Raw genomic sequence first — 19,055 nt, 5'->3', positions numbered from 1 at the left:
CGTCAGGCGCGCAGGCGCAAAGGCAGTTGCTCGAAACCCCGCAGCGTGTTGTGCATCATGGGGCGCGGCTCGCCGGCCAGCTCGATGCGTTCGACCCGCTCGGCCAGCGCGACCAGCAGCACCTCCACTTCCAGCCGGGCGATCATCTGGCCCACGCAGCCGTGGATGCCGCCGCCGAAGGCCAGGTGGCCCGCGGTCGAACGGCCGATGTCGAAGCGGCCGGGCTCCGGCCAGACGTCGGGATCGTGGTTGGCCGCGCCCATCGATAGCAAGACTTTTTCGCCCGCCGGGATGCCGACGCCGCCGACCCGCACGTCGCGCGTGGTGGTGCGGAAGAAGGTCTGGAACGGCGAACAGTACCGCAGCACTTCCTCGAAGGCCTGGCGCGCCAGCGAGGGCTCGGCCCGCAGGCGGTCCCATTGCTCCGGGTGCAGGGCGAAACAATGTGCGGCCAGGCCGATCCCGTTGGCCGTGGTATCGATGCCGGCCGACAGGAAAGAGCGGACCAGCGTGGCCGCCTGCTCGGGCGTGAACACGCCCTCGTCCACCGCGGTGTAGATGGCCGTGCCCAGGCCGTCCTCGCTCAGGTTCTCGCGCTGGCAGGCTTCCCACACCCAGCCGGCCACCGCCTCGGCATTGCGCATCGCGTTCTCGTACAGGGCGTTGCGCGGCCCCATGCCGTTGAACACCATGTTGCCGTAGGCCACCAGGTTCTCGCGGCCGTCTGCGCGCAGCCCCACCGCATCGGCGAACACCTTCAGCGGAAAGGCCTCGCCCATCTGCTTGGCGCCGTCGAACGTGCCCAGCGCCACCAGGCGGTCCACCAGCTCGCGGGCCTGCGCCTCGAAGCGCTGGCGCAGATCGCGCAGCACCTTGGGCGACAGCGTGCGGCTGATGATGGCGCGGTTGCGGGTGTGCTCCGGCGGGTCGGTTTCCAGCACCATGCTGGGCGGCCGCCACGGCGGCTCCTTGCGGAAATTGCTCAGGCCCACGCCGGCCCCGGAGCAGAAGGTGGCCGGATCGCCCAGGATGGCGCGCACGACGGCGTGCCGCCCGGCCGCGAAGCACTGGTAGCGCGGCAGATAGGCCACCGGCCCCGCCTCGCGCAGTTGCGCGTAATGGGGATGAGGGTCCAGCAGATAGGCCTCGCCGAACGGGTCGATGTCCACCGGCGCCGCCGCGCTGCCGCCTTCTCCGAATTCAATCATGACTGTCTCCTTCATCCGGCCGCCGGCTCAATGCATGACCACGCCGCCGTCCACCACCAGCGTCTGGCCCGTCACGAAGGCGCTGTCGTCGCTGGCCAGGTAGAGCAGCGCGCCGACCATGTCCTCGGGCCGGGAGTCGCGCCGGATCGCGCGGCTGGCCACGATGGCCGCGCTGCTCTGCTGCCAGTCGGCGTGTTCCTGCACGCCCTCGCTCATCACCAGCCCCGGCGCGATGGCATTGACGCGGACCTTGGCCTCGGCCGCCTCGCGCGCCAGGCTGCGCGTCAGGGCGACGATGGCGCCCTTCGAGGCCACGTAGTGCGCCAGGAACGGCGAGCCCTTGAACACGGTGGCCGACGAGATGTTGACGATGCTGCCGCCGCCCGAGGCCGCCATGTACGGCAGGGCCGACTTGGCGACCTGCCACGAGCCGCGCACGTTGACCGCCATCACCCTGTCCCACTCGGCCGGGTCGATGCGGGTGAACGGCTGCATCTTCAATTGCGCGAACAGCGCCGCGTTGTTGACGACGACGTCCAGGCGCCCGAAGCGCTGCTGCGTGGCGGCGACCATCGTCTCGACCGAGTCCGGGTCGGTCACGTCGCAGCGCACGCCGATGGCCTGGCCGCCCGCCGCGCGGATGGCCTCGACCGTATCGTCCGTGGCGGCGACGTCGGAGACGCAGACACCGGCCCCGGCCTGCGCCAGCGCCAGCGCGTAGACGCGGCCGATGCCCTGCGCGCCGCCGGTCACGACGGCCGTCTTTCCATGTAGCCTCTTGCTGTTCGAATCCATGCGAAACATCCTGCGTGCTTGAAGGTTCAACGACGCGCGGCGGCCGTATCCGCGTCCCACTCGACGCGCCCGCCGGCGGCGATCTCGGCGCCGAGGTCGACCTCGCGCTCGCCCGGGATCGCGACCCTGGTGAAAATGTGTTGGTCGTAGGCCATCGGCCGGGTCGCGTCCAGCCCCATCTTGGCGCTGGTGCCGACGCTGTGCGCGGCGGCCTGCGCGCCGGCCTGGCGGCCGACGGTGGTGGACGGATCGAGCAGCGAGCCCTGCGCGCCCGGCACGACCAGCAGGTCGCGGTCGGCCTGAAAGCGCGTGGCGATGGCCCATTCCACCTGCTGCGGCCGGTGGATGTCGATATCGTCGTCGAGCACGACGACGTGCTTGATGTCGTAGTGGGCGCCGAGCGCGGCGCAGATGACGTTGCGCGGCTGGCCCTCGTGCGTCTTGCGGATCTTGACGAACAGGTGGTAGCGCCCCACGCCGCCGGTCGACAGGTGCACGTCGAGCACGTTGGGAAAGCTGCGCTGCAGCTGCGCCAGCAGGGTCGCCTCGCGCGGGATCGCGCCCAGCAGCAGGTGCTCCAGCTCGGCCGGCACGATGGTGTGGTAGAGCGGCGCCCGGCGGTGCGTCACGCAGTCGACCGCGATGACCTCGCGTTCCTCGCGCGCGCTGTAGTAGCGGGGGAACTCGCCGAACGGCCCTTCGGCCGCCCTGACCCCGGGCAGGATGCGCCCTTCGATGACGATCTCGCTGGCGGCCGGAACCCTGACCTCGCTGGTCAGGCACTTGACCATCGGCAGCGGCCTGCCGTGCAGCGCGCCGGCAATGTGGAACTCGTCGAAATCCAGCGGCACGATGGCCTGCGAGGCCAGCAGCGTCAGCGGATCGATGCCGATGACGATGGCGATGTCGAGCGCCTGATCGCGGGATTCCGCTTCCTTGTAGAACTGCCACAGGTGGCGGGGCAGCATGCAGATGCCCAGCCGGTCGGCATCGGTGACCTGGATGCGGTGCATGGACGCGTTCTGCACCCCGGTGGACGGATTGCGCGCCACCACCAGCGCGCCGGTCAGGTAAGGCCCGCTGTCATGCTCGCTGTGCACCGGCACCGGCAGCAGCTCGCGCAGGTCGCGTAGGTCCCGGCCGCGGATGACCACCTGCTGGCAGGGCGCCTCGTCCTGCCCTACCTCGCGCCACGGCAGCGGCCTGGCGGCGGCCGCCAGGAAATGCGGCAGCAGCTCCGACTGCGACACGCCCATGGCCTCGGCGATCCAGGCCCGGCTCGACAGGAAGCCGGAGACCACCGGGATGTCCATGCCGCCCGGCCGCGGGAAGTACACCGCCTGCGAGCCGTCCAGTGCCTTGGCCACCGCGGCCAGGCGGTGTTCCAATCCGATCCCTTCCTTCGCCACCGCCAGGCGGCCGGTGGCTTCCAGATGCTGCAGCCACTGGCGAAGATCCGTATATGTCATCGATGCGATTCCATGCTGTGGCCGGCTCCCCGCGCCGGCCTGTTTCTGATTCGTTCCCGCAAGCGCGCCTCGTATTGCGAGCCGCCGGCGGTTCAGTCGACGCGGATGCCGTTTCTTTCGATCACGCCCTTCCACAACGCCAGCTGGCCGTCGATGAAGGTGCGGAACTCGTCCACGCTGCCGCCTTCCGGCGTGACGCCCTGCTTCTGGAACTCTTCGCGGATGTGCGGCAGGCGCAGGATGCGATTGATCTCCCGGTTCAGCTTGGCGACGATGGCCGGCGGAGTGCCGGCCGGCACGACGAATCCGTGCCAGCCCGGCACGTCGATCTTCGGGCCGCCCGCCTCTTCCACGGTCGGCACGTCAGGCATCAGCGGCGAACGCTTGCGGTCCGCCACGGCCAGCGCCCGCAGCTTGCCGGCCTGGATGAAAGGCATGGCATTGGGCAGCAGGTCGAACGACACGTCCAGGCGGCCGCTGGCCAGGTCGGTCAGCGCGGGGCTGCCGCCCTTGTACGGAACGTGGTTGAGCGTGGTGTGGGTCAATTCCTGGAACAGGACCATGGCCAGGTGGTTCGATGCCGCCACGCCGGCCGTGCCGTAGTTGAGCTTGCCCGGGTTGGCCTTGGCCGCGGCCAGCACGTCGGGCACGGTCTTGTACGGCGAGTCGGCATAGGTGGCCAGCACGGTGGCCGAGCGCGCGGCCAGGATCACCGGCGCGAACGCCTTGGCCGTGTCGTACGGCAGGTCGTTGCGCACCCATGGGTTGGTGGCGAAGCCGAAGGCCGCCACCAGCATCGTGTAGCCGTCCGGGGCCGCGCTGGCCACCGCCTGCGTGCCGATGATGGTGGCCGCGCCGGCCTTGTTGTCGACCACCACCGGCTGGCCCCAGGCCTGCTGCAGCTCCTTGCCGACCAGGCGCGCCAGCGTGTCGTTGAAGCCGCCGGGCGGAAATGGCACGACGATGCGGATGGGCTTGCTGGGAAACGCGGTCTCCTGCGCCGCCACCGTCCACGGCAGCGCTGCCAGCACCGCGGCGCCTGCCGCATACCTGCCGAAACGCCTGCGCGATGCGCCGCAGGCGCCGGCCGCGCAAGCTCGCTTGTCTTTCATCTGTCTCCTCCGGTTGGGATGCCGCGTTCTTCGTTTCAGAAACGTCGTGGAGGCGACTTTAGAAGTCCTGGATCCATCAGGTCAAATACTGTCGTATGATGAAAAACATAAATCAGACTGATGGGTAGGGCTCTTATCTCTTATGATCGAATTCAAACATGCGCTTTATTTCATAAGCCTGTACGAAGAAGGTTCGGTCACGCGGGCCGCGCGCCGGCTCAATATCGTGCAGCCCGCGCTGAGCATGCAGCTGGCGAAACTGGAGGCCGAAATCGGCCAGCCCTTGTTCGTGCGCAATGCGCGCGGCGTCCAGCCCACGCCCGAGGCCAAGCGCCTGTACAAGCTGTTCATGCCGGTGCTGGCGGATTTCGCCCATGCGCGCGACCAGGCGGTGCAGAAGAAGGGAGAACTGGTGGGGCACGTGCGGGCCGGCATGGTCGTCACCATCGCCCAGGGCGCGCTGGCCGATACGCTGGCGGCGTTCTCGTCGGCCCATCCCAAGGTCACGGTCGAAGTGGTGGAAGGCTACAGCCACGCGCTGATCGAATCGGTGGCGCGCGGCAAGCTCGACGTCGCCATCGTCAACAAGCCGCGCCGGCCGCCGGCGGTCAACATCCAGCCCATCGTGGAGGAAGAGTTCGTGCTGGTGGCCGGCGCGAACCACGCCGGGCTGCCGGCCGCCATCCCGTTCCGCCAGGCCGCCGGCATGAAAATGGTGCTGCCGACCATGGACCACGGCTTGCGCAGCATCCTGGAAAGCCTGGCGGCCCGCGCCGGGCTCGAATTATTGCCGGCGCTGGAAGTCGATTCCATCAACGCCATCCTGGAACTCGTGGCCGCCACCGATTTCGTCACCCTGCTGCCGCGCAGCGCCGTGGGGCGCAGCATCGCGCGCGGGCAGATCCATGCCCACCGCGTCAAGGAACCGTCGCTTTACCGTGAAGTGATCTGCGCCACGCATCCGAAACACCCGCTGTCGGCCGCGGCCTCGGAACTCGCGCGGGTCATGATCGAACGCGTGCGGGCGGCCGCGCGGCCGGTGCCGAGCCGGCGGCGCGCGGCGGCGGGCCGATGATCCCGATTCCGCAAAAAGCCGCGGCCGAAACCGGCGCAAAAGAAAAGCGCCATCCCCGAGGGGAATGGCGCTTTATCAGATGTCCGGCTGGAGGCGCGTGCCGGAGTCGAGTGCGTGGCGCTACGCAATGGCCTGCAGGAAGCCTTGGTACCAGTTGATCTTGATTTGCTGATCCGGCCGGTTCAACTCTTCGGCCACGTCATTGAACGCAATGTCGCGCAGAGACTCGATCTCGGGAGCATCGCTACGCCGAGCCTCGGCCAGCAATGGCCGGATCTCTTCCATGGAAAGAGCCTGCGCCTTGGCGAAAAGGTCCGCGTACTTCTTAACGTCCATCTCGTTCGGCACGGCCTTGTCGGCCGGTCGTATCGAGAGCGTCATCGCCCCGTAGATCGCCAACAGCACGCCCCCCGCGATCGAGATCCAAGGGGGAATATTGTTGGATATGCCCGCCATTGCGCCGCTGCCGCCAAGCACCGCCAGGAACGTGCCGACGGCTTGGATGCGGCGATACAGGCGTGCCGTCCGTTGCGCCAGTCTTTGCGCGTATCGGATTTCGCCGAGCAACTGCTCTTTTGTCTGTACGGTGCCCACCACATCTGTCATAGGGCCTCCTATCTGCTTGGGGGTGGAGGCGGGGGTGCTGGCGCCGGAATTGGCCTCGGCGGCACGTGCCCCCTCACAGGATGATCTCGCATTATAGACATCCGCCTATCATAAAAATTCAGTCTTGCAACCAATCGGCGGCTTGCCGATGCCGACCTGCCCGCAAGTAACAAAAGTCTACATGAAGCAAGGCAGATAGGAATGCAGGCAAGAAGGGCACCACTCTGGAAGGAGCCTGCCAAAGAAGAAAAGCGCCAGCCCCGGGGGGAATGGCGCTTTATCAGATGTCCGGCTGGAGGCGCGTGCCGGAGTCGAACCGACCTACACGGATTTGCAATCCGGTGCATAACCGCTTTGCTAACGCGCCCTTCTTCTTCACAAAAGAAGAGCCTGCTATCTTAGCATGGCCCTGTGAATAGCTGCAATGACAACCACGACGCCACGACGGAGCCGCAACGTGCCCACCCTATCCGCATTGCCAGACCTTTCCGCCTACCGCCGACAATGCCTGTGGGCCGCCGCCGTCTTCTACGCGCTGATGATCGGCATCGGCTCGATCCCCGGCGAGGCCAACGAACTCGGCCGATTCCTGCCCGATACGGTGCTGCATTTCACGGCCTACGGTTTCCTGAGCTTCCTGCTCTGCATCGGCCTCGGCCCGCGGACGGGCGCCGCGCTGGTCTGGCGGGTGCTGGCGCTGATCGCGCTGATGGGCCTGGTGGATGAAACCATCCAATCCACGCTGAGCTACCGGACGGCCGACATCAAGGACTGGCTGGTCGACATGGCGTCCGCGATCACGGTAACGACGGGCTTCCTGCTGGCGCCCGCGCGCCGCTGACTGCCGCCGTCAGCCGTCGGTGCCGCGCCCTTCGGCCCGGCGCGGCCTGGCCGCCCCCTGGTGCAGCGGGTCCACCAGCGCGAGCATGCCCTTGACGAGATCCTGCACCGGGCCGGTGGCCCATTCGGGCGCCGCTTCCCCCGGCGCCTTGAGCAGCAGGTCGACCAGGGCGCGGGCCGGCGCCGGCGCGCGCATGTAGCGCTCGAACAGGTCGCGCCCGGCATGGGGCTCGCCGACGCGGTCGGCCAGCCCTTTCGCATCGTCCCGGTCGGGCGCGAACCAGCTTTTCAGTCCTGGCAGCGCCTCGATGGCCCGGATCGTCTTTTCCGAGACCGGCCGGCGCCCCGCCAGCATCTGCCGCACGAAGGCGCCGTCGCGGTAGCCCAGGCGCCTGCCGAACTCCGACGCGTTGCCCTGGGCAACCAGCCTGATGGCCTGCTGGAGGCGCTCGATGCGGAATTGCTGCAGCTCGAGTTCGTTCATGCCGCGACGGTAGCATACGCTACAGCGCCATTTGCTACTTGTCGTAAGGTAGCTTTTGCTCCTACCATAACGACGACACGGACGACTCCGCGCCTGCCGGCGCCTTTCCCGATGACCCTGGATGAATACCTGTCGCGGCCCGACGCGCCAACCATGGCCGAACTGCGCCGCCGCATGCGCGCATTCGGCGTGGACGTGAAAAGCGATGCGCAGATCCGGCAATGGCGCCACCGCTATGCCGACCGCCTGCCCTCGCCGCGCAGCTGCGTGGCGCTGGAAAAGGCCTCGGCCGGCGCCATCACGCGCCGCGACCTGCGGCCGGACGACTACTGGCTGATCTGGCCCGACCTGCCTGCCCCGCGCGCGGCGCAAGGCACGGCACGGGGCACCGGCGGCTAGCGGGCCAGCATGTCGAGCGAATCGAACAGGCGGTCCAGGCCGACGTCGGCCAGCGCCATCGCCGCCCACACGTAGACGGCCGAAATGCCCAGCACCACCACCGCTTCGACCAGCAGGTCGGTCTTGCGGAAGCGCCGGGCATTCGCGTCGTCGGGTCCGGGGGACCGCCCCCAGAATTTGCGCTTCATTGTTGTTCTTCCTTGGATTCAAGCGGAACAGTACTCCGCCGAGCGCATTTCGTCTTGCTTCCGCCGGCCGGATGGCCTTTTCGCCACAGGCGGGAAAACCTTGCGGGGGCCAAGGCCCCCGCCGCGCTTACTGAAGCGTACGTGTGAAGACGAACTTACCGTCCACCCAGTCGACCGGCACCACATCCTTCGGGCCGAACTTGCCTTCCAGGATCAGCTTGGCGACCGGGTTTTCGATCTCCTGCTGGATCGCCCGCTTGAGCGGCCGCGCGCCGAACACCGGGTCGAAGCCGCTGCGCGCGATCTGCGCGATGGCCTCGTCGGACACCTCCAGCCGCATTTCCATGCCGGCCAGGCGGTCGGCCAGGCGCTGCAGCTGCACCCGCGCGATGGCTTCGATGTGCGACGCATCCAGCCCGTGGAACACGACCACTTCGTCGATCCGGTTCAGGAATTCGGGCCGGAAGTGCTGCTTGACCTCTTCCCAGACCACGTCCTTGATGGCCTCGTAGGGCTGGCCCGTCATCGACTGGATCTGCTGCGAGCCCAGGTTCGACGTCATCACGATGACCGTATTGCGGAAGTCGACCGTGCGGCCCTGGCCATCGGTCAGGCGACCGTCGTCGAGCACCTGCAGCAGGACGTTGAACACGTCCGGGTGCGCCTTCTCGATCTCGTCGAGCAGGATCACGCTGTAGGGCTTGCGCCGCACCGCCTCGGTCAGGTAGCCGCCTTCCTCGTAGCCGACGTAGCCCGGGGGCGCGCCGATCAGCCGCGCCACCGAGTGCTTCTCCATGAATTCGCTCATGTCGATGCGCACCATGTGGTCGTCGGAGTCGAACAGGAAGCCGGCCAGCGCTTTGGTGAGTTCCGTCTTGCCCACGCCGGTGGGGCCGAGGAACAGGAAGGAGCCGTAGGGCCGCTGCGGATCGGACAGGCCGGCGCGCGAACGGCGGATCGCGTCGGACACCAGGCGCACGGCCTCGTCCTGCCCGATCACGCGTTCGTGCAGCTTGTCTTCCATCGACAGCAGCTTGGCGCGTTCGCCCTGCATCATCTTCGACACCGGGATGCCGGTGGCGCGCGACACGACCTCGGCGATTTCCTCGGCGCCGACCTGGGTGCGCAGCAGCCGCGGCTTGCCGGTCTCGGCCTCGCCCGACTTGGCGCCCTCGGCCGACTTCAGCCGCGCCTCCAGTTCCGGCAGCTTGCCGTACTGCAGCTCGGCCAGCTTGTCGAACTGGCCCTTGCGCTGCAGCTCGCTCATCTCGGCGCGCACCTTCTCGATCTCTTCCTTGATCGACTGGCTGCCCTGCACCGCGGCCTTCTCCGACTTCCAGACTTCCTCGTAGTCGGCGTATTCGCGCTCGAGCTTGGCCAATTCGTCTTCGATCAGCTGCAGGCGGCGGCGGGAGGCTTCGTCGGTTTCCTTCTTGACGGCCTCGCGCTCGATCTTGAGCTGGATCATGCGGCGGTCGAGCTTGTCCATCACTTCCGGCTTGGAATCGATTTCCATCCGGATGCGCGCGGCCGCCTCGTCGATCAGGTCGATCGCCTTGTCGGGCAGGAAGCGGTCGGTGATGTAGCGGTGCGACAGCTCGGCCGCGGCGACGATCGCCGGGTCGGTGATCTCGACGCCGTGGTGCAGTTCATAGCGCTCCTGCAGGCCGCGCAGGATGGCGATGGTGGCCTCGACCGAGGGCTCGTCCACCAGCACCTTCTGGAAGCGGCGTTCGAGCGCGGCGTCTTTCTCGATGTACTTGCGGTATTCGTCGAGCGTGGTGGCGCCGATGCAGTGCAGCTCGCCGCGCGCCAGCGCGGGCTTGAGCATGTTGCCGGCGTCCATCGCGCCTTCGGCCTTGCCGGCGCCGACCATGGTGTGCAGCTCGTCGATGAAGACGATGTTGCGGCCGGCGTCCTGCGCCAGTTCCTTCAGCACGGACTTCAAACGTTCTTCGAACTCGCCGCGGAACTTGGCGCCGGCCAGCAGGCCGGCCATGTCCAGCGACAGCACCCGCTTGCCTTTCAGGCTCTCGGGGACTTCGTCGTTGACGATGCGCTGGGCCAGGCCTTCGACGATGGCGGTCTTGCCGACGCCCGGTTCGCCGATCAGCACGGGGTTGTTCTTGGTGCGGCGCTGCAGGATCTGGATGGTGCGGCGGATTTCGTCGTCGCGGCCGATGACCGGGTCGAGCTTGCCCTGGCGGGCGCGTTCGGTCAGGTCGAGCGTGTATTTCTTGAGCGCCTCGCGGTTGCTTTCGCCTTCCTGCGAATCCACCGCGGCGCCGCCGCGCACGGCGTCGATCGCCGCTTCCAGCGCCTTGCGCTGCAGGCCGGCTTCGCGCAGCAGGCGGCCGGCCTCGCCCTTGTCGTCGGCCAGCGCCAGCAGGAACAGCTCGCTGGCGATGTAGCTGTCGCCGCGGCGGGCGGCTTCCTTGTCGGTCTTGGTGAGCAGGGCCTGCAGGTCGCGGCCGACCTGGACGTTGCCTTCGGCGCCCTGCACCTGCGGCAGGCGGGCGATGGCCGCGGACAGCTCTGGCGCCAGCCGGCTGACCGCCACGCCGGCGCGCGCCAGCAGGCTGCCGGCGCCGCTGTCGGCGTCGGACAGCAGGGCCGACAGCACGTGGACGGGTTCGATGTACTGGTGGTCGTTGCGCGCCGCCAGGCTCTGGGCATCGGCCAGGGCTTGCTGGAACTTGGTGGTGAGTCGGTCGAGTCGCATGGTCTTGGAGTTCGTCAATGGGGGCCGGAACAGCCCGATGCCTTTGATGTGAGGACAGATCGGTCCATTTCAATCCTGGAAATGGTCCCCCCTACGTGCTTCGCGCGCCCCCAGGGGCGGCACTGGCGGACCGGCGGAGCCGGATCCGCTGTGCCCTGGATGGCGTTGCCGCAAAGCTACCGATTGCTCAACCCCGGAGGCGTTCCAGCGCGTCGTCCAGGCGGTCCACCGCCCATACTTCCAGCCCTTCGATCGGCTGGCGCGGGGCGTTGGCCTTGGGGATCAGCGCGATGCCGAAGCCCAGCTTGGCCGCCTCGCGCAGCCGCTCCTGGCCGCGCGGCGCGGGGCGGATCTCGCCGGCCAGGCCTACTTCGCCGAAGGCCACCAGGCCGCGCGGCAGCGCCTTGTTGCGCATCGACGAAACGATGGCCAGCAGCACCGGCAGGTCGGCCGCCGGTTCCGTGATGCGGACGCCGCCCACGGCATTGACGAACACGTCCTGGTCGAAGGCGGCCACCCCGGCGTGGCGGTGCAGCACCGCCAGCAGCATGGCCAGCCGGTTGCCTTCCAGCCCGACGGACAGCCGGCGCGGGTTGGGCACGTGCGCAGTATCGACCAAGGCCTGGATTTCCACCAGCAGCGGACGCGTGCCCTCTTGCGTGACCATGACGCAGGAGCCTGGCACCTGCTGTTCGTGGCGCGACAGGAACAGCGCCGACGGGTTCGGCACGCCGCGCAGGCCGCGGTCGGTCATCGCGAACACGCCGAGTTCGTTGACCGCGCCGAAGCGGTTCTTGAAGGCCCGCACCAGGCGGAACGAGGAATGGGTGTCGCCCTCGAAATACAGCACCGTATCGACGATGTGCTCCAGCACCCGCGGGCCGGCCAGCGCGCCTTCCTTGGTGACGTGGCCAATCATCACGATGGTGACGCCGGTCTGCTTGGCGGTGCGGGTGAGCTGGGCCGCGCACTCGCGCACCTGGGCCACCGAGCCGGGCGCGGAATTGAGCTGCTCGGAATACACCGTCTGGATCGAATCGATCACCGCCACCTCGGGCGCCTCGGCCGCCAGCGCGGCCTGGATCGCTTCCAGGCGGATCTCGGCCAGCAGGTCGACGTTGCCGGTTTCCAGGCCCAGGCGGCGCGCCCGCAGCGCGACCTGCTCGCCGGATTCCTCGCCGCTGACATACAGCACCTTGCGCGTGGCCGACAGCGCCGCCAGCGACTGCAGCAGCAGCGTGGACTTGCCGATGCCGGGGTCGCCGCCGATCAGCACCACCGCACCGGCCACCATGCCGCCGCCCAGCACGCGGTCGAATTCGTCGATGCCGGTGGAAAAGCGCGGGAACTCGCGCGCCTCGATGTCGGCCAGCCGGCGCACGGGGGCGCTCGCCGCCAGCGGCGCGTAGCGGTGCGCGGCGCCGCCCGCCGCGGCCGGCGGGGCGGCGGATTCTTCCAGCGTGTTCCAGCCGCCGCAGTGCGGGCACTTGCCCTGCCACTTGGCCGACACGCCGCCGCATTCGGAACAAACGTACTGGGTCTTGGCCTTGGCCATGTCAGTGCTCCATGGCGCCGCGCGCCTCCCACGGCGCATGAACCCGCGCCGCTGCATCCAGGATGCGGCGGATCCGGCTCTGCCGGTCCGCCCGCATCGCCCCCTTGAGGGGGCGCGCGAAGCGCGTAGGGGGTGGGTTCATCCTAGGCCTCCGTCCGGACCGGCACGCGCGGCGCCAGCGCGCACAGCAGTTCATAGCCGATGGTGCCCGCGGCCTGCGCCACCTCGTCCACCGACAGGCCGTCGGCGCCCCACAGCGTGACCGGCGCGCCGATGCCGGCCTGCGGCACCGGGGTCAGGTCGACCGCCAGCATGTCCATCGAGACGCAGCCCAGCACCCGGGTGCGCACGCCGTCGACCACGACCGGCGTGCCGCTGGGGGCATGGCGCGGATAGCCGTCGGCGTAGCCGCAGGCCACCACGCCGATGCGCATCGGCGACGGCGCGCGGAAGCGGGCGCCATAGCCGACGGCATCGCCCTCGCCCAGCGACTGCACGTCGATCAGCCGCGAGCGCAGCGCCATGGCCGGGCGCAGGCCCAGCGCCGCGGCGCTTTCGCCGTCGAACGGACTGGCGCCGTACAGCGCGATGCCGGGCCGCGCCCAGTCGCCGGCGACTTCGGGAAAGCGCAGGCTGGCCGCCGAGTTGCAGACGCTGCGCGGCCCCGGCAGGCCGGCGGTGGCGCGCTCGAATACCCGCCACTGATCGCCGAGGCCGGCCGGCATGTCGGCGGTGGCGAAATGCGTCATGTGGCCCAGCGTGCCGATGGCGCCGGCCTGCCGCAAAGCCTGCGCGCGGGCATAGGCGCCGGCGTACCGCGCCGCGGGAAAGCCGAGCCGGTTCATGCCGCTGTTGAGCTTGAGGAACACATCGAGCGGCGGGCCGGCGGGCGCGGTTTCCAGCATGCGCAATTGGTCGTCGCAATGGACGGTGACGGTAAGCCCCAGTTGGCGGGCGACGGCCAGGTCGGCGGGCTCGAAAAGGCCCTCCAGCAGCATGATGGGCCCGGCCCAGCCGGCATCCCGGCAGCGGGCCGCTTCGGCCAAGTCCAGCATGGCCAGCCCGTCGGCCCCTGCGAAGCCGGCCGCCGCCCGTTCGATGCCGTGCCCGTAGGCATTGGCCTTGACCACCGCCCACACGCGCGCCGCGCTGCCCCCGGCGCGCAGGCGCCGGCGCACGGCGTCGAGGTTGTGGGTCATCGCGGCAGGGACTATCGTGGCTTGGATCGGGCGGGGCATGAAAGGAATGCTAGGCGGTTGACGACGGGCCGCTGGCTGCGGCAGGCGCCATTATCGCCCCGCCGCCGCGCCGCGTCCCGGGCCGGGTTGGATCATTTTGTCTCTGCCGGCCGGCGTCCGCCCGGCCATCCTGGGCCGCCGGAACCATCGGCCCCGGCGCTGGCCGCACTGTGCCGGTATCATCGAACTCCGAGCCCTGCCTGTACCTATGTCCGTCGATCACTACGAAAACTTCCCCGTCGCCTCGATCCTGCTGCCCGCCCGCCTGCGGCCGGCCGTGATCGCCATCTATCGCTTCGCGCGCGCGGCCGACGACATCGCCGACGAAGGCGACGCCCCCGACCGCGAACGGCTGGCCGCCCTGGCCCGCTTCCGGCAGGAGCTGCGCGCAATCGAAACGCGGCTGGGCGCCGCGCCCCAGGCCGGCCGCAGCGGGCCGCTGGAGGTCGGCGACGGCGCCGCCGCGTGGCCCTTCCGCGCGCAAGAGAACGCCGGCGAACCCCGCGTCGATCCACCGGCCGATGCCGGCCTTCGGCCGACTGTCGACACCGCGCCCGCTGCCGGCGCTCGGCCCGCTGCGAATGCCCCGCTCCACGCCGACGGCGCCTCCCATGCAACGGCCGAATCCTCCACCGGCACCGACACGATATCGGCCATCTTCGCGCCGCTGGCCGACGCCATCGACCGCCACGCGCTGCCGATGCCCCCCTTCCACCGCCTGCTCGACGCCTTCGAGCAGGACGTGACCGTCAAGCGCTATGCCGACTTCGCCGCGCTGAAACGCTATTGCAGCCGTTCGGCCGACCCGGTGGGCGAACTGATGCTGCACCTGTACGACGCCGCCACCGACGAAAACCTGGCGCTGTCGGACGCCATCTGCACCGGCCTGCAGCTGGTCAATTTCTGGCAGGACGTCGCCATCGACCGGGACAAGGGCCGGATCTACCTGCCGCGCGACGAGATGATCCGCTTCGGCGTGACCGAAGACGACATCGCCGCCGGCCGCTGCAACGCCGCCTGGCGCCGCCTGCTGGCGTTCGAGACGGCGCGCGCCCGCTCGCTGCTACACTTCGGGGCGCCGCTGGCCAGGCGGCTGCCCGGGCGCGTCGGCTGGGAACTGCGCCTGGTCGTCCAGGGCGGCCTGCGCATCCTGCAACGCATCGAGCACGCCGGCTTCGACGTGTTCCGCGCCCGCCCGACGCTGGGCCGGCGCGACGCCGCGCTGCTGGCCTGGCGCGCGCTGCGCATGCCGCGCGGCTACCCCGCAAGCCCTTACCACCCATGACTCCCGACCAGTACTGCCAGGACAAGGCGGCCCAGAGCGGCTCCAGCTTCTACTACAGTTTCCTGTTCCTGCCGCCCGAGCGCCGCCGCGCCATCACCGCGCTGTACGCGCTGTGCCGCGAACTGGACGACACGGTGGACGAAGCCAGCGACGCCTCGGTGGCGCGCATCAAGCTCGCCTGGTGGCGCAGCGAACTCGGCCGGCTGTTCGAAGGCCGGCCCGAGCACCCCGTCACCCAGGCGCTGGCGCCGCACGTGGCACCCTTCGGCGTCACCCCGCAGCGCCTGGAGGCCATCGTCGACGGCATGGAAATGGACCTGGACCAATCGCGCTATCTCGATTTCGCCGCGCTGCGCACCTATTGCCGGCGCGTGGCCGGCGTGGTGGGCGAGCTCTCGGCCGGCATCTTCGGCTATTCCGATCCGGCCACCCTCGCCTATGCCGACAGGCTGGGATTGGCGCTGCAGCTCACCAACATCATCCGCGACGTCGGCGACGACGCCCGCAAAGGCCGCATCTACCTGCCGATCGAAGACCTGCAGCGTTTCGGCGTCAAGGCGGCCGACATCCTCAACGGCCGCTACTCCGACGACTTTGCCGCCCTGATGCGCTTCCAGTGCGAGCGCGCCCGCGCCGCCTACGCCGAGGCCTTCGCCGCCCTGCCGCCGCAGGACCGGCGCGCGCAGCGGCCGGGGCTGATGATGGCGGCCATCTACCGCGCGCTGCTCGACGAAATCGAACAGTCCGGCTACCAGGTGCTGCACCAGCGTATCTCGCTCACGCCGCTGCGCAAGCTGTGGCTGGCGTGGAAGACCTACGTCACGGGCGGCCGGGCTGCGCTGGCGGGCTGACGCGATGCAGGGCGGCAGGCGGGGCGCATGGGGAATGGCGCGATGAACGGCGACCGGCAGGGGGCGCAGGCACATGGCGCGCCGAACGGCGCCCGGCGCGTCGCCGTGGTCGGCGCCGGCTGGGCCGGCCTGTCCGCCGCCTGCGCGTTGCGCGATCGCGGCTTCGACGTCACGGTGTTCGAGGCGGCCCACGTGCCCGGCGGCCGCGCGCGCCGGGTGGACGACGGCCGCGCCGCGTTCGGCGCGCCGCTCGACAACGGCCAGCACCTGCTGCTGGGCGCCTACGACGCCACGCTGGCGCTGATGCGCCGGCTCGGCATCGATCCCGCGCAGGCCCTGCTGCGGCTGCCGCTGCGGCTGGCCAGCGCCGACGGCCGTTTTTCGCTGCGCGCGCCGCGCTGGCCGGCGCCCCTGCACGTGGCGGCGGCGCTGGCGGGCGCCCGCGGGCTGGGCTGGCGCGACAAGCTGGCCGCCGCGGCCTTGATGCGAACGCTGCAGCGGTCCGGCTGGCGCGTCGCGCCGGGCCAGACCGTGGCCGGCCTGTGGCGCGACACCGGCCAGACGGCCGCCGTGGTGCAATGGCTGTGGCTGCCGCTCTGCCTGGCCGCCCTCAATACCCCGCCGGAACAGGCCTGCGCCGGACTGTTCGCCCACGTGCTGCGCGACAGCCTGGGCACCCGCCGCGCCGCCAGCGACCTGCTGCTGCCGCGCGTGGACCTGACCGCGCTATGGCCGGCCGCGGCCGCCCGCCGCTGCACGCTGCTGGCCGGCCACGCCGTGCGCAGCCTGGTCGCCGGCCCGGACCACGCGGCCGTGGACGGCGAACGGTTCGACGGCGCCATCCTGGCCGTGCCGCCCTACGCCGCGGCACGGCTGTTGCGCGTGCTGGCCTGCCCCACGCAAGCCGCGCCAGGCACGGCGCCCGCGGCCCCCGCCTCGCCGTTCCCTCCACGGGCGGCAGCGGCCCCCGGGGAAGCCATGTCGACGAACCCGCAGGCGCTGCTCGCGGCCCTCGAAGATTTCGACTACCTGCCCATCGCCACGCTGACGCTGCGCCTGGCCGGCCCGCTGCGCCTGCCCGAGCCGATGATGATGTTGTGCGACGATCCCGGTGCCGGCCACGACGGCCAATGGGTGTTCGACCGCGGCCGCCTGCTGGGTCTGGACCCCGCCCACGGCGAACTCACGGTGGTCGCCAGCGCGGCCCGCGCCCTGGCCGACCGTCCGCGCGACGACACGATCCGCCTGTTGCAGGACCAGTTGGCGCATCAGCTCGCTTCCCATCACGGCATCGGCGCCCTGCCCCCCGCCATCGCCACGGAACTGATCATCGACAAGCGCGCCACCTTCGCCGCCCGCCCCGGCCTGCGCCGCCCCGGCAACGCCACGCCATGGCCCCGCCTGGCCCTGGCCGGCGACTGGACCGACACCGGCTATCCCGCCACGCTGGAAGGCGCCGTGCGCAGCGGCGAAGCCGCCGCCCGGCACCTGGCCGCGAAACTGTAAGCCGCCCCGCAGGCACGCCAGCGCCCCCCGCTGCGGCGCTGGAGCGTGAGGACATTCTTGCCCTAGCCACCGTCCACAGCGAAGACCCGGCGATCTATAACTCTGCGCTCGCCCTGCTGGAGCACAGATGCCCGATGATGCCTTGCCCGCCGCCGACTACGATAGCCCCTGGAAAGAAACCCTCAACCACTACTTCCAGCAGTTCATGCAATTGCTGTGGCCCGCCATCCATGCGCAGATCGATTGGTCGCGCGCGCCGGAACCGCTCGACGCGAACTGCAGCAGGTGGTGCGGAACGCCGACGCCGGCCGCCGCCATGCCGACAAGCTGCTCAGGGTCCGCACCCGTGACCGCCGTCCTGCCCTGGTCATGGCCCACGTCGAGATCCAGGGCCGCCCCGACCCTGGATTCGCGCGCCGCATGGTGCGCTGCCACTATCGACTGATGGACCGATACAATGACGCGGAAATCGTCAGCCTGGCGGTACTGACCCGCAGCCGCCGCGGTCCGGCTTGGCTGGCCTACCGGCACGAACGCCGGGGCAGCCGGCTCGAATTCCGCCTTCCGGTAGCGCATCTGGCGCGCTGGCTCGATCGCTGGGACGAACTGGCCGCCCATGCCGTCGGCAATCCGTTGTTGCCGCCGGCGCTGGAGGCGGGCTTCACCCGGGCCATCGAACGCATCGACGAGGAATACGGCATGGCATACGTGACGAGCATCGAACGGCTGGCCATCCAGCGTGGGCGGGCAGAAGGCAAGCTTGAAGGGAAGATGAAGGCCAGGCACTGATGCTGCGCCGCCAGCTGACACGGCGCTTCGGCCCGCTGCCCGCCTGGGCCGAGCAGCGCCTGGCCGGCGCAGACGAACCGGCCCTGCTGCAATGGAGCGAACGGGTACTGGATGCAGCGTCTTTTGAAGAAGTGTTCAATCCCGCCGGCTGAGGCCCTCCCCTTCCCGGCTTGGCCAAACCGCCGGCCGGCTGGCTATTCGCCGTGTTCCCAGCGAGCCCGCGCCGCCTCGTCCTCGTCCCTTGCCTCGACCCAGCGCTCTCCTTCCGGCGTGACTTCCTTCTTCCAGAACGGCGCCTCGGTCTTCAGGTAGTCCATCACGAACGCGCAGGCGTCGAACACTTCCCTGCGATGCCGGCCCGACACGGCCACCAGCACGATCTGGTCGCGCGGCCTGAGCGCGCCGACGCGATGGATGATGCGCACGGCATCGATCGGCCAGCGCTCCCCGGCCTGCGCGGCGATTTCCTCGAGCGCCTTTTCCGTCATGCCCGGGTAGTGCTCGAGCGTCAGCGCCGAGACGTCGGCGCCGGCATTGATGTCGCGCACCGTGCCGATGAAACTGGCAATCGCGCCCACCGCCGGGTCGTCGCGCAGCGCCGCCAGTTCGGCGCCGGTGTCGAAGTCGTTGGCCTGCACGGAAACCGAAATACGCGCCGTCATGGCCTCAGCCTCCCGTGACCGGCGGAAAGAACGCGACCTCGGCGCCGTCGCGCAGCGGCGCGTCGGGCTTGACCATTACCTGGTCGACCGCCGCCCGCACCACGCGGTCTGCCGCCAGCGCCTCGGCCCATGCGCCGCCGCGCGCCGCCAGCCACTGCCGCAGTTCGCCCACCGTGCGCACCCACTCGGGCGCCACCACCGACTCGCGCGCGCTGCCCAGCGCCTCGCGCAGCGATGCAAAGAAAAGCAGTTGCAGCGTCATGTCACCTAG

General features: G+C 69.8%; 21 protein-coding genes and 1 tRNA gene. 8 read left to right on the top strand and 14 right to left on the bottom strand.

From position 1 onward, the window contains the following. Positions 1-2 precede the first annotated feature (2 nt). The 4 genes from ABD927_RS14985 to ABD927_RS14970 form a co-directional block, all read right to left on the bottom strand. Positions 3-1,208 (bottom strand): cytochrome P450, encoded by a 1,206-nt coding sequence (locus tag ABD927_RS14985; RefSeq protein ID WP_345250639.1) that lies wholly within the window; start codon positions 1,206-1,208, stop codon positions 3-5. Between the two features lie 27 nt (positions 1,209-1,235). Further along, positions 1,236-2,003: an SDR family NAD(P)-dependent oxidoreductase gene (locus ABD927_RS14980; protein ID WP_345250638.1), complete on the bottom strand. Its 768-nt coding sequence runs from the start codon at positions 2,001-2,003 to the stop codon at positions 1,236-1,238. 26 nt (positions 2,004-2,029) lie between these two features. Continuing rightward, on the bottom strand, positions 2,030-3,472 hold the full coding sequence (locus ABD927_RS14975; protein WP_345250637.1) for a UbiD family decarboxylase: 1,443 nt from the start codon (positions 3,470-3,472) through the stop codon (positions 2,030-2,032). A 92-nt stretch (positions 3,473-3,564) separates the two neighbouring features. Then, complete coding sequence (locus tag ABD927_RS14970) at positions 3,565-4,584, bottom strand: tripartite tricarboxylate transporter substrate binding protein (protein WP_345250636.1); 1,020 nt, start codon at positions 4,582-4,584, stop codon at positions 3,565-3,567. Between the two features lie 142 nt (positions 4,585-4,726). Here ABD927_RS14970 and ABD927_RS14965 point away from each other — a divergent pair, with 142 nt between their 5' ends. After that, positions 4,727-5,659 carry a LysR family transcriptional regulator gene (locus ABD927_RS14965; RefSeq protein ID WP_345250635.1) on the top strand — a complete coding sequence of 311 codons (933 nt, stop codon included), beginning with the start codon at positions 4,727-4,729 and terminating at the stop codon, positions 5,657-5,659. 120 nt (positions 5,660-5,779) lie between these two features. On the opposite strand, the gene ABD927_RS14960 is transcribed toward ABD927_RS14965, so the two are convergent. Together ABD927_RS14960 and ABD927_RS14955 are read right to left on the bottom strand one after the other, a co-directional pair. Further along, positions 5,780-6,265 carry a hypothetical protein gene (locus tag ABD927_RS14960; protein ID WP_345250634.1) on the bottom strand — a complete coding sequence of 162 codons (486 nt, stop codon included), beginning with the start codon at positions 6,263-6,265 and terminating at the stop codon, positions 5,780-5,782. A gap of 293 nt (positions 6,266-6,558) precedes the next feature. Then, positions 6,559-6,632: transfer RNA gene (locus tag ABD927_RS14955), tRNA-Cys, on the bottom strand. 90 nt (positions 6,633-6,722) lie between these two features. On the opposite strand from ABD927_RS14955, the gene ABD927_RS14950 reads away from it, so the two are divergent. Then, the gene (locus ABD927_RS14950; protein WP_345250633.1) at positions 6,723-7,106 is read left to right on the top strand and encodes a VanZ family protein; all 384 of its coding nucleotides are present in this window, start codon (positions 6,723-6,725) and stop codon (positions 7,104-7,106) included. 9 nt (positions 7,107-7,115) lie between these two features. On the opposite strand, the gene ABD927_RS14945 is transcribed toward ABD927_RS14950, so the two are convergent. Continuing rightward, on the bottom strand, positions 7,116-7,589 hold the full coding sequence (locus ABD927_RS14945; protein ID WP_345250632.1) for a hypothetical protein: 474 nt from the start codon (positions 7,587-7,589) through the stop codon (positions 7,116-7,118). Between the two features lie 111 nt (positions 7,590-7,700). Between ABD927_RS14945 and ABD927_RS14940 the strand changes: the two genes are divergently transcribed. Beyond that, entirely contained in the window at positions 7,701-7,988 is a 288-nt protein-coding gene (locus ABD927_RS14940) for a transcriptional regulator (RefSeq protein ID WP_345250631.1), read from the top strand. Here the strand turns inward: ABD927_RS14940 and ABD927_RS14935 are convergent. The 5 genes from ABD927_RS14935 to alr all read right to left on the bottom strand — a co-directional run bounded on the left by ABD927_RS14935 (position 7,985) and on the right by alr (position 13,691). After that, positions 7,985-8,176 (bottom strand): hypothetical protein, encoded by a 192-nt coding sequence (locus tag ABD927_RS14935; protein ID WP_345250630.1) that lies wholly within the window; start codon positions 8,174-8,176, stop codon positions 7,985-7,987. The two genes, ABD927_RS14940 and ABD927_RS14935, sit on opposite strands and share 4 nt — an antisense overlap. Before the next feature lie 127 nt (positions 8,177-8,303). After that, positions 8,304-10,898, bottom strand: a complete 2,595-nt coding sequence (clpB, locus tag ABD927_RS14930; RefSeq protein ID WP_345250629.1) for an ATP-dependent chaperone ClpB — start codon at positions 10,896-10,898, stop codon at positions 8,304-8,306. A 187-nt stretch (positions 10,899-11,085) separates the two neighbouring features. Further along, positions 11,086-12,453: a DNA repair protein RadA gene (radA, locus tag ABD927_RS14925; RefSeq protein ID WP_345250628.1), complete on the bottom strand. Its 1,368-nt coding sequence runs from the start codon at positions 12,451-12,453 to the stop codon at positions 11,086-11,088. 1 nt (position 12,454) lies between these two features. Further along, positions 12,455-12,595, bottom strand: coding sequence for a hypothetical protein (locus ABD927_RS14920; RefSeq protein WP_345250627.1), 141 nt, complete (start codon positions 12,593-12,595; stop codon positions 12,455-12,457). 1 nt (position 12,596) lies between these two features. Next, positions 12,597-13,691: an alanine racemase gene (gene alr, locus ABD927_RS14915; RefSeq protein WP_345250626.1), complete on the bottom strand. Its 1,095-nt coding sequence runs from the start codon at positions 13,689-13,691 to the stop codon at positions 12,597-12,599. Positions 13,692-13,899: 208 nt separating this feature from the next. On the opposite strand from alr, the gene hpnC reads away from it, so the two are divergent. The 5 genes from hpnC to ABD927_RS14890 all read left to right on the top strand — a co-directional run bounded on the left by hpnC (position 13,900) and on the right by ABD927_RS14890 (position 18,274). Next, complete coding sequence (gene hpnC, locus ABD927_RS14910) at positions 13,900-14,976, top strand: squalene synthase HpnC (protein ID WP_345250625.1); 1,077 nt, start codon at positions 13,900-13,902, stop codon at positions 14,974-14,976. Further along, positions 14,973-15,827: a presqualene diphosphate synthase HpnD gene (hpnD, locus tag ABD927_RS14905; RefSeq protein ID WP_345250624.1), complete on the top strand. Its 855-nt coding sequence runs from the start codon at positions 14,973-14,975 to the stop codon at positions 15,825-15,827. The genes hpnC and hpnD overlap by 4 nt, the downstream gene beginning before the upstream one ends. A 42-nt stretch (positions 15,828-15,869) precedes the next feature. Continuing rightward, complete coding sequence (gene hpnE / locus ABD927_RS14900) at positions 15,870-17,333, top strand: hydroxysqualene dehydroxylase HpnE (protein WP_345250623.1); 1,464 nt, start codon at positions 15,870-15,872, stop codon at positions 17,331-17,333. A 243-nt stretch (positions 17,334-17,576) separates the two neighbouring features. Further along, the gene (locus tag ABD927_RS14895) at positions 17,577-18,122 is read left to right on the top strand and encodes an RpnC/YadD family protein (RefSeq protein ID WP_345250622.1); all 546 of its coding nucleotides are present in this window, start codon (positions 17,577-17,579) and stop codon (positions 18,120-18,122) included. Beyond that, positions 18,122-18,274 carry a hypothetical protein gene (locus ABD927_RS14890; RefSeq protein WP_345250621.1) on the top strand — a complete coding sequence of 51 codons (153 nt, stop codon included), beginning with the start codon at positions 18,122-18,124 and terminating at the stop codon, positions 18,272-18,274. Before ABD927_RS14895 ends, ABD927_RS14890 begins: the two co-directional genes overlap by 1 nt. 42 nt (positions 18,275-18,316) lie before the next feature. Here the strand turns inward: ABD927_RS14890 and moaE are convergent, their stop codons facing one another. Together moaE and moaD are read right to left on the bottom strand one after the other, a co-directional pair. Further along, positions 18,317-18,784 carry a molybdopterin synthase catalytic subunit MoaE gene (gene moaE, locus ABD927_RS14885; RefSeq protein ID WP_345250620.1) on the bottom strand — a complete coding sequence of 156 codons (468 nt, stop codon included), beginning with the start codon at positions 18,782-18,784 and terminating at the stop codon, positions 18,317-18,319. Positions 18,785-18,788: 4 nt separating this feature from the next. After that, positions 18,789-19,046: a molybdopterin converting factor subunit 1 gene (gene moaD, locus ABD927_RS14880; protein ID WP_345250619.1), complete on the bottom strand. Its 258-nt coding sequence runs from the start codon at positions 19,044-19,046 to the stop codon at positions 18,789-18,791. Positions 19,047-19,055: the final 9 nt, after the last annotated feature.

This window comes from Pigmentiphaga soli, from assembly GCF_039541095.1.
GTDB classification, from domain to species: domain Bacteria; phylum Pseudomonadota; class Gammaproteobacteria; order Burkholderiales; family Burkholderiaceae_B; genus Pigmentiphaga; species Pigmentiphaga soli.
The sequence above is the reverse complement of the archived record's forward strand: the minus strand, read 5'-3'. Positions and strand labels throughout refer to the sequence as shown.

Coding starts and splice junctions, on each gene's coding strand:
- ABD927_RS14985 (WP_345250639.1), bottom strand. CDS start 1,208: ATGATTGAATTCGGAGAAGGCGGCAGCGCGGCGGCGCCGGTGGACATC.
- ABD927_RS14980 (WP_345250638.1), bottom strand. CDS start 2,003: ATGGATTCGAACAGCAAGAGGCTACATGGAAAGACGGCCGTCGTGACC.
- ABD927_RS14975 (WP_345250637.1), bottom strand. CDS start 3,472: ATGACATATACGGATCTTCGCCAGTGGCTGCAGCATCTGGAAGCCACC.
- ABD927_RS14970 (WP_345250636.1), bottom strand. CDS start 4,584: ATGAAAGACAAGCGAGCTTGCGCGGCCGGCGCCTGCGGCGCATCGCGC.
- ABD927_RS14965 (WP_345250635.1), top strand. CDS start 4,727: ATGATCGAATTCAAACATGCGCTTTATTTCATAAGCCTGTACGAAGAA.
- ABD927_RS14960 (WP_345250634.1), bottom strand. CDS start 6,265: ATGACAGATGTGGTGGGCACCGTACAGACAAAAGAGCAGTTGCTCGGC.
- ABD927_RS14945 (WP_345250632.1), bottom strand. CDS start 7,589: ATGAACGAACTCGAGCTGCAGCAATTCCGCATCGAGCGCCTCCAGCAG.
- ABD927_RS14940 (WP_345250631.1), top strand. CDS start 7,701: ATGACCCTGGATGAATACCTGTCGCGGCCCGACGCGCCAACCATGGCC.
- ABD927_RS14935 (WP_345250630.1), bottom strand. CDS start 8,176: ATGAAGCGCAAATTCTGGGGGCGGTCCCCCGGACCCGACGACGCGAAT.
- clpB (WP_345250629.1), bottom strand. CDS start 10,898: ATGCGACTCGACCGACTCACCACCAAGTTCCAGCAAGCCCTGGCCGAT.
- radA (WP_345250628.1), bottom strand. CDS start 12,453: ATGGCCAAGGCCAAGACCCAGTACGTTTGTTCCGAATGCGGCGGCGTG.
- ABD927_RS14920 (WP_345250627.1), bottom strand. CDS start 12,595: ATGAACCCACCCCCTACGCGCTTCGCGCGCCCCCTCAAGGGGGCGATG.
- alr (WP_345250626.1), bottom strand. CDS start 13,691: ATGCCCCGCCCGATCCAAGCCACGATAGTCCCTGCCGCGATGACCCAC.
- hpnC (WP_345250625.1), top strand. CDS start 13,900: ATGTCCGTCGATCACTACGAAAACTTCCCCGTCGCCTCGATCCTGCTG.
- hpnD (WP_345250624.1), top strand. CDS start 14,973: ATGACTCCCGACCAGTACTGCCAGGACAAGGCGGCCCAGAGCGGCTCC.
- hpnE (WP_345250623.1), top strand. CDS start 15,870: ATGAACGGCGACCGGCAGGGGGCGCAGGCACATGGCGCGCCGAACGGC.
- ABD927_RS14890 (WP_345250621.1), top strand. CDS start 18,122: ATGCTGCGCCGCCAGCTGACACGGCGCTTCGGCCCGCTGCCCGCCTGG.
- moaE (WP_345250620.1), bottom strand. CDS start 18,784: ATGACGGCGCGTATTTCGGTTTCCGTGCAGGCCAACGACTTCGACACC.
- moaD (WP_345250619.1), bottom strand. CDS start 19,046: ATGACGCTGCAACTGCTTTTCTTTGCATCGCTGCGCGAGGCGCTGGGC.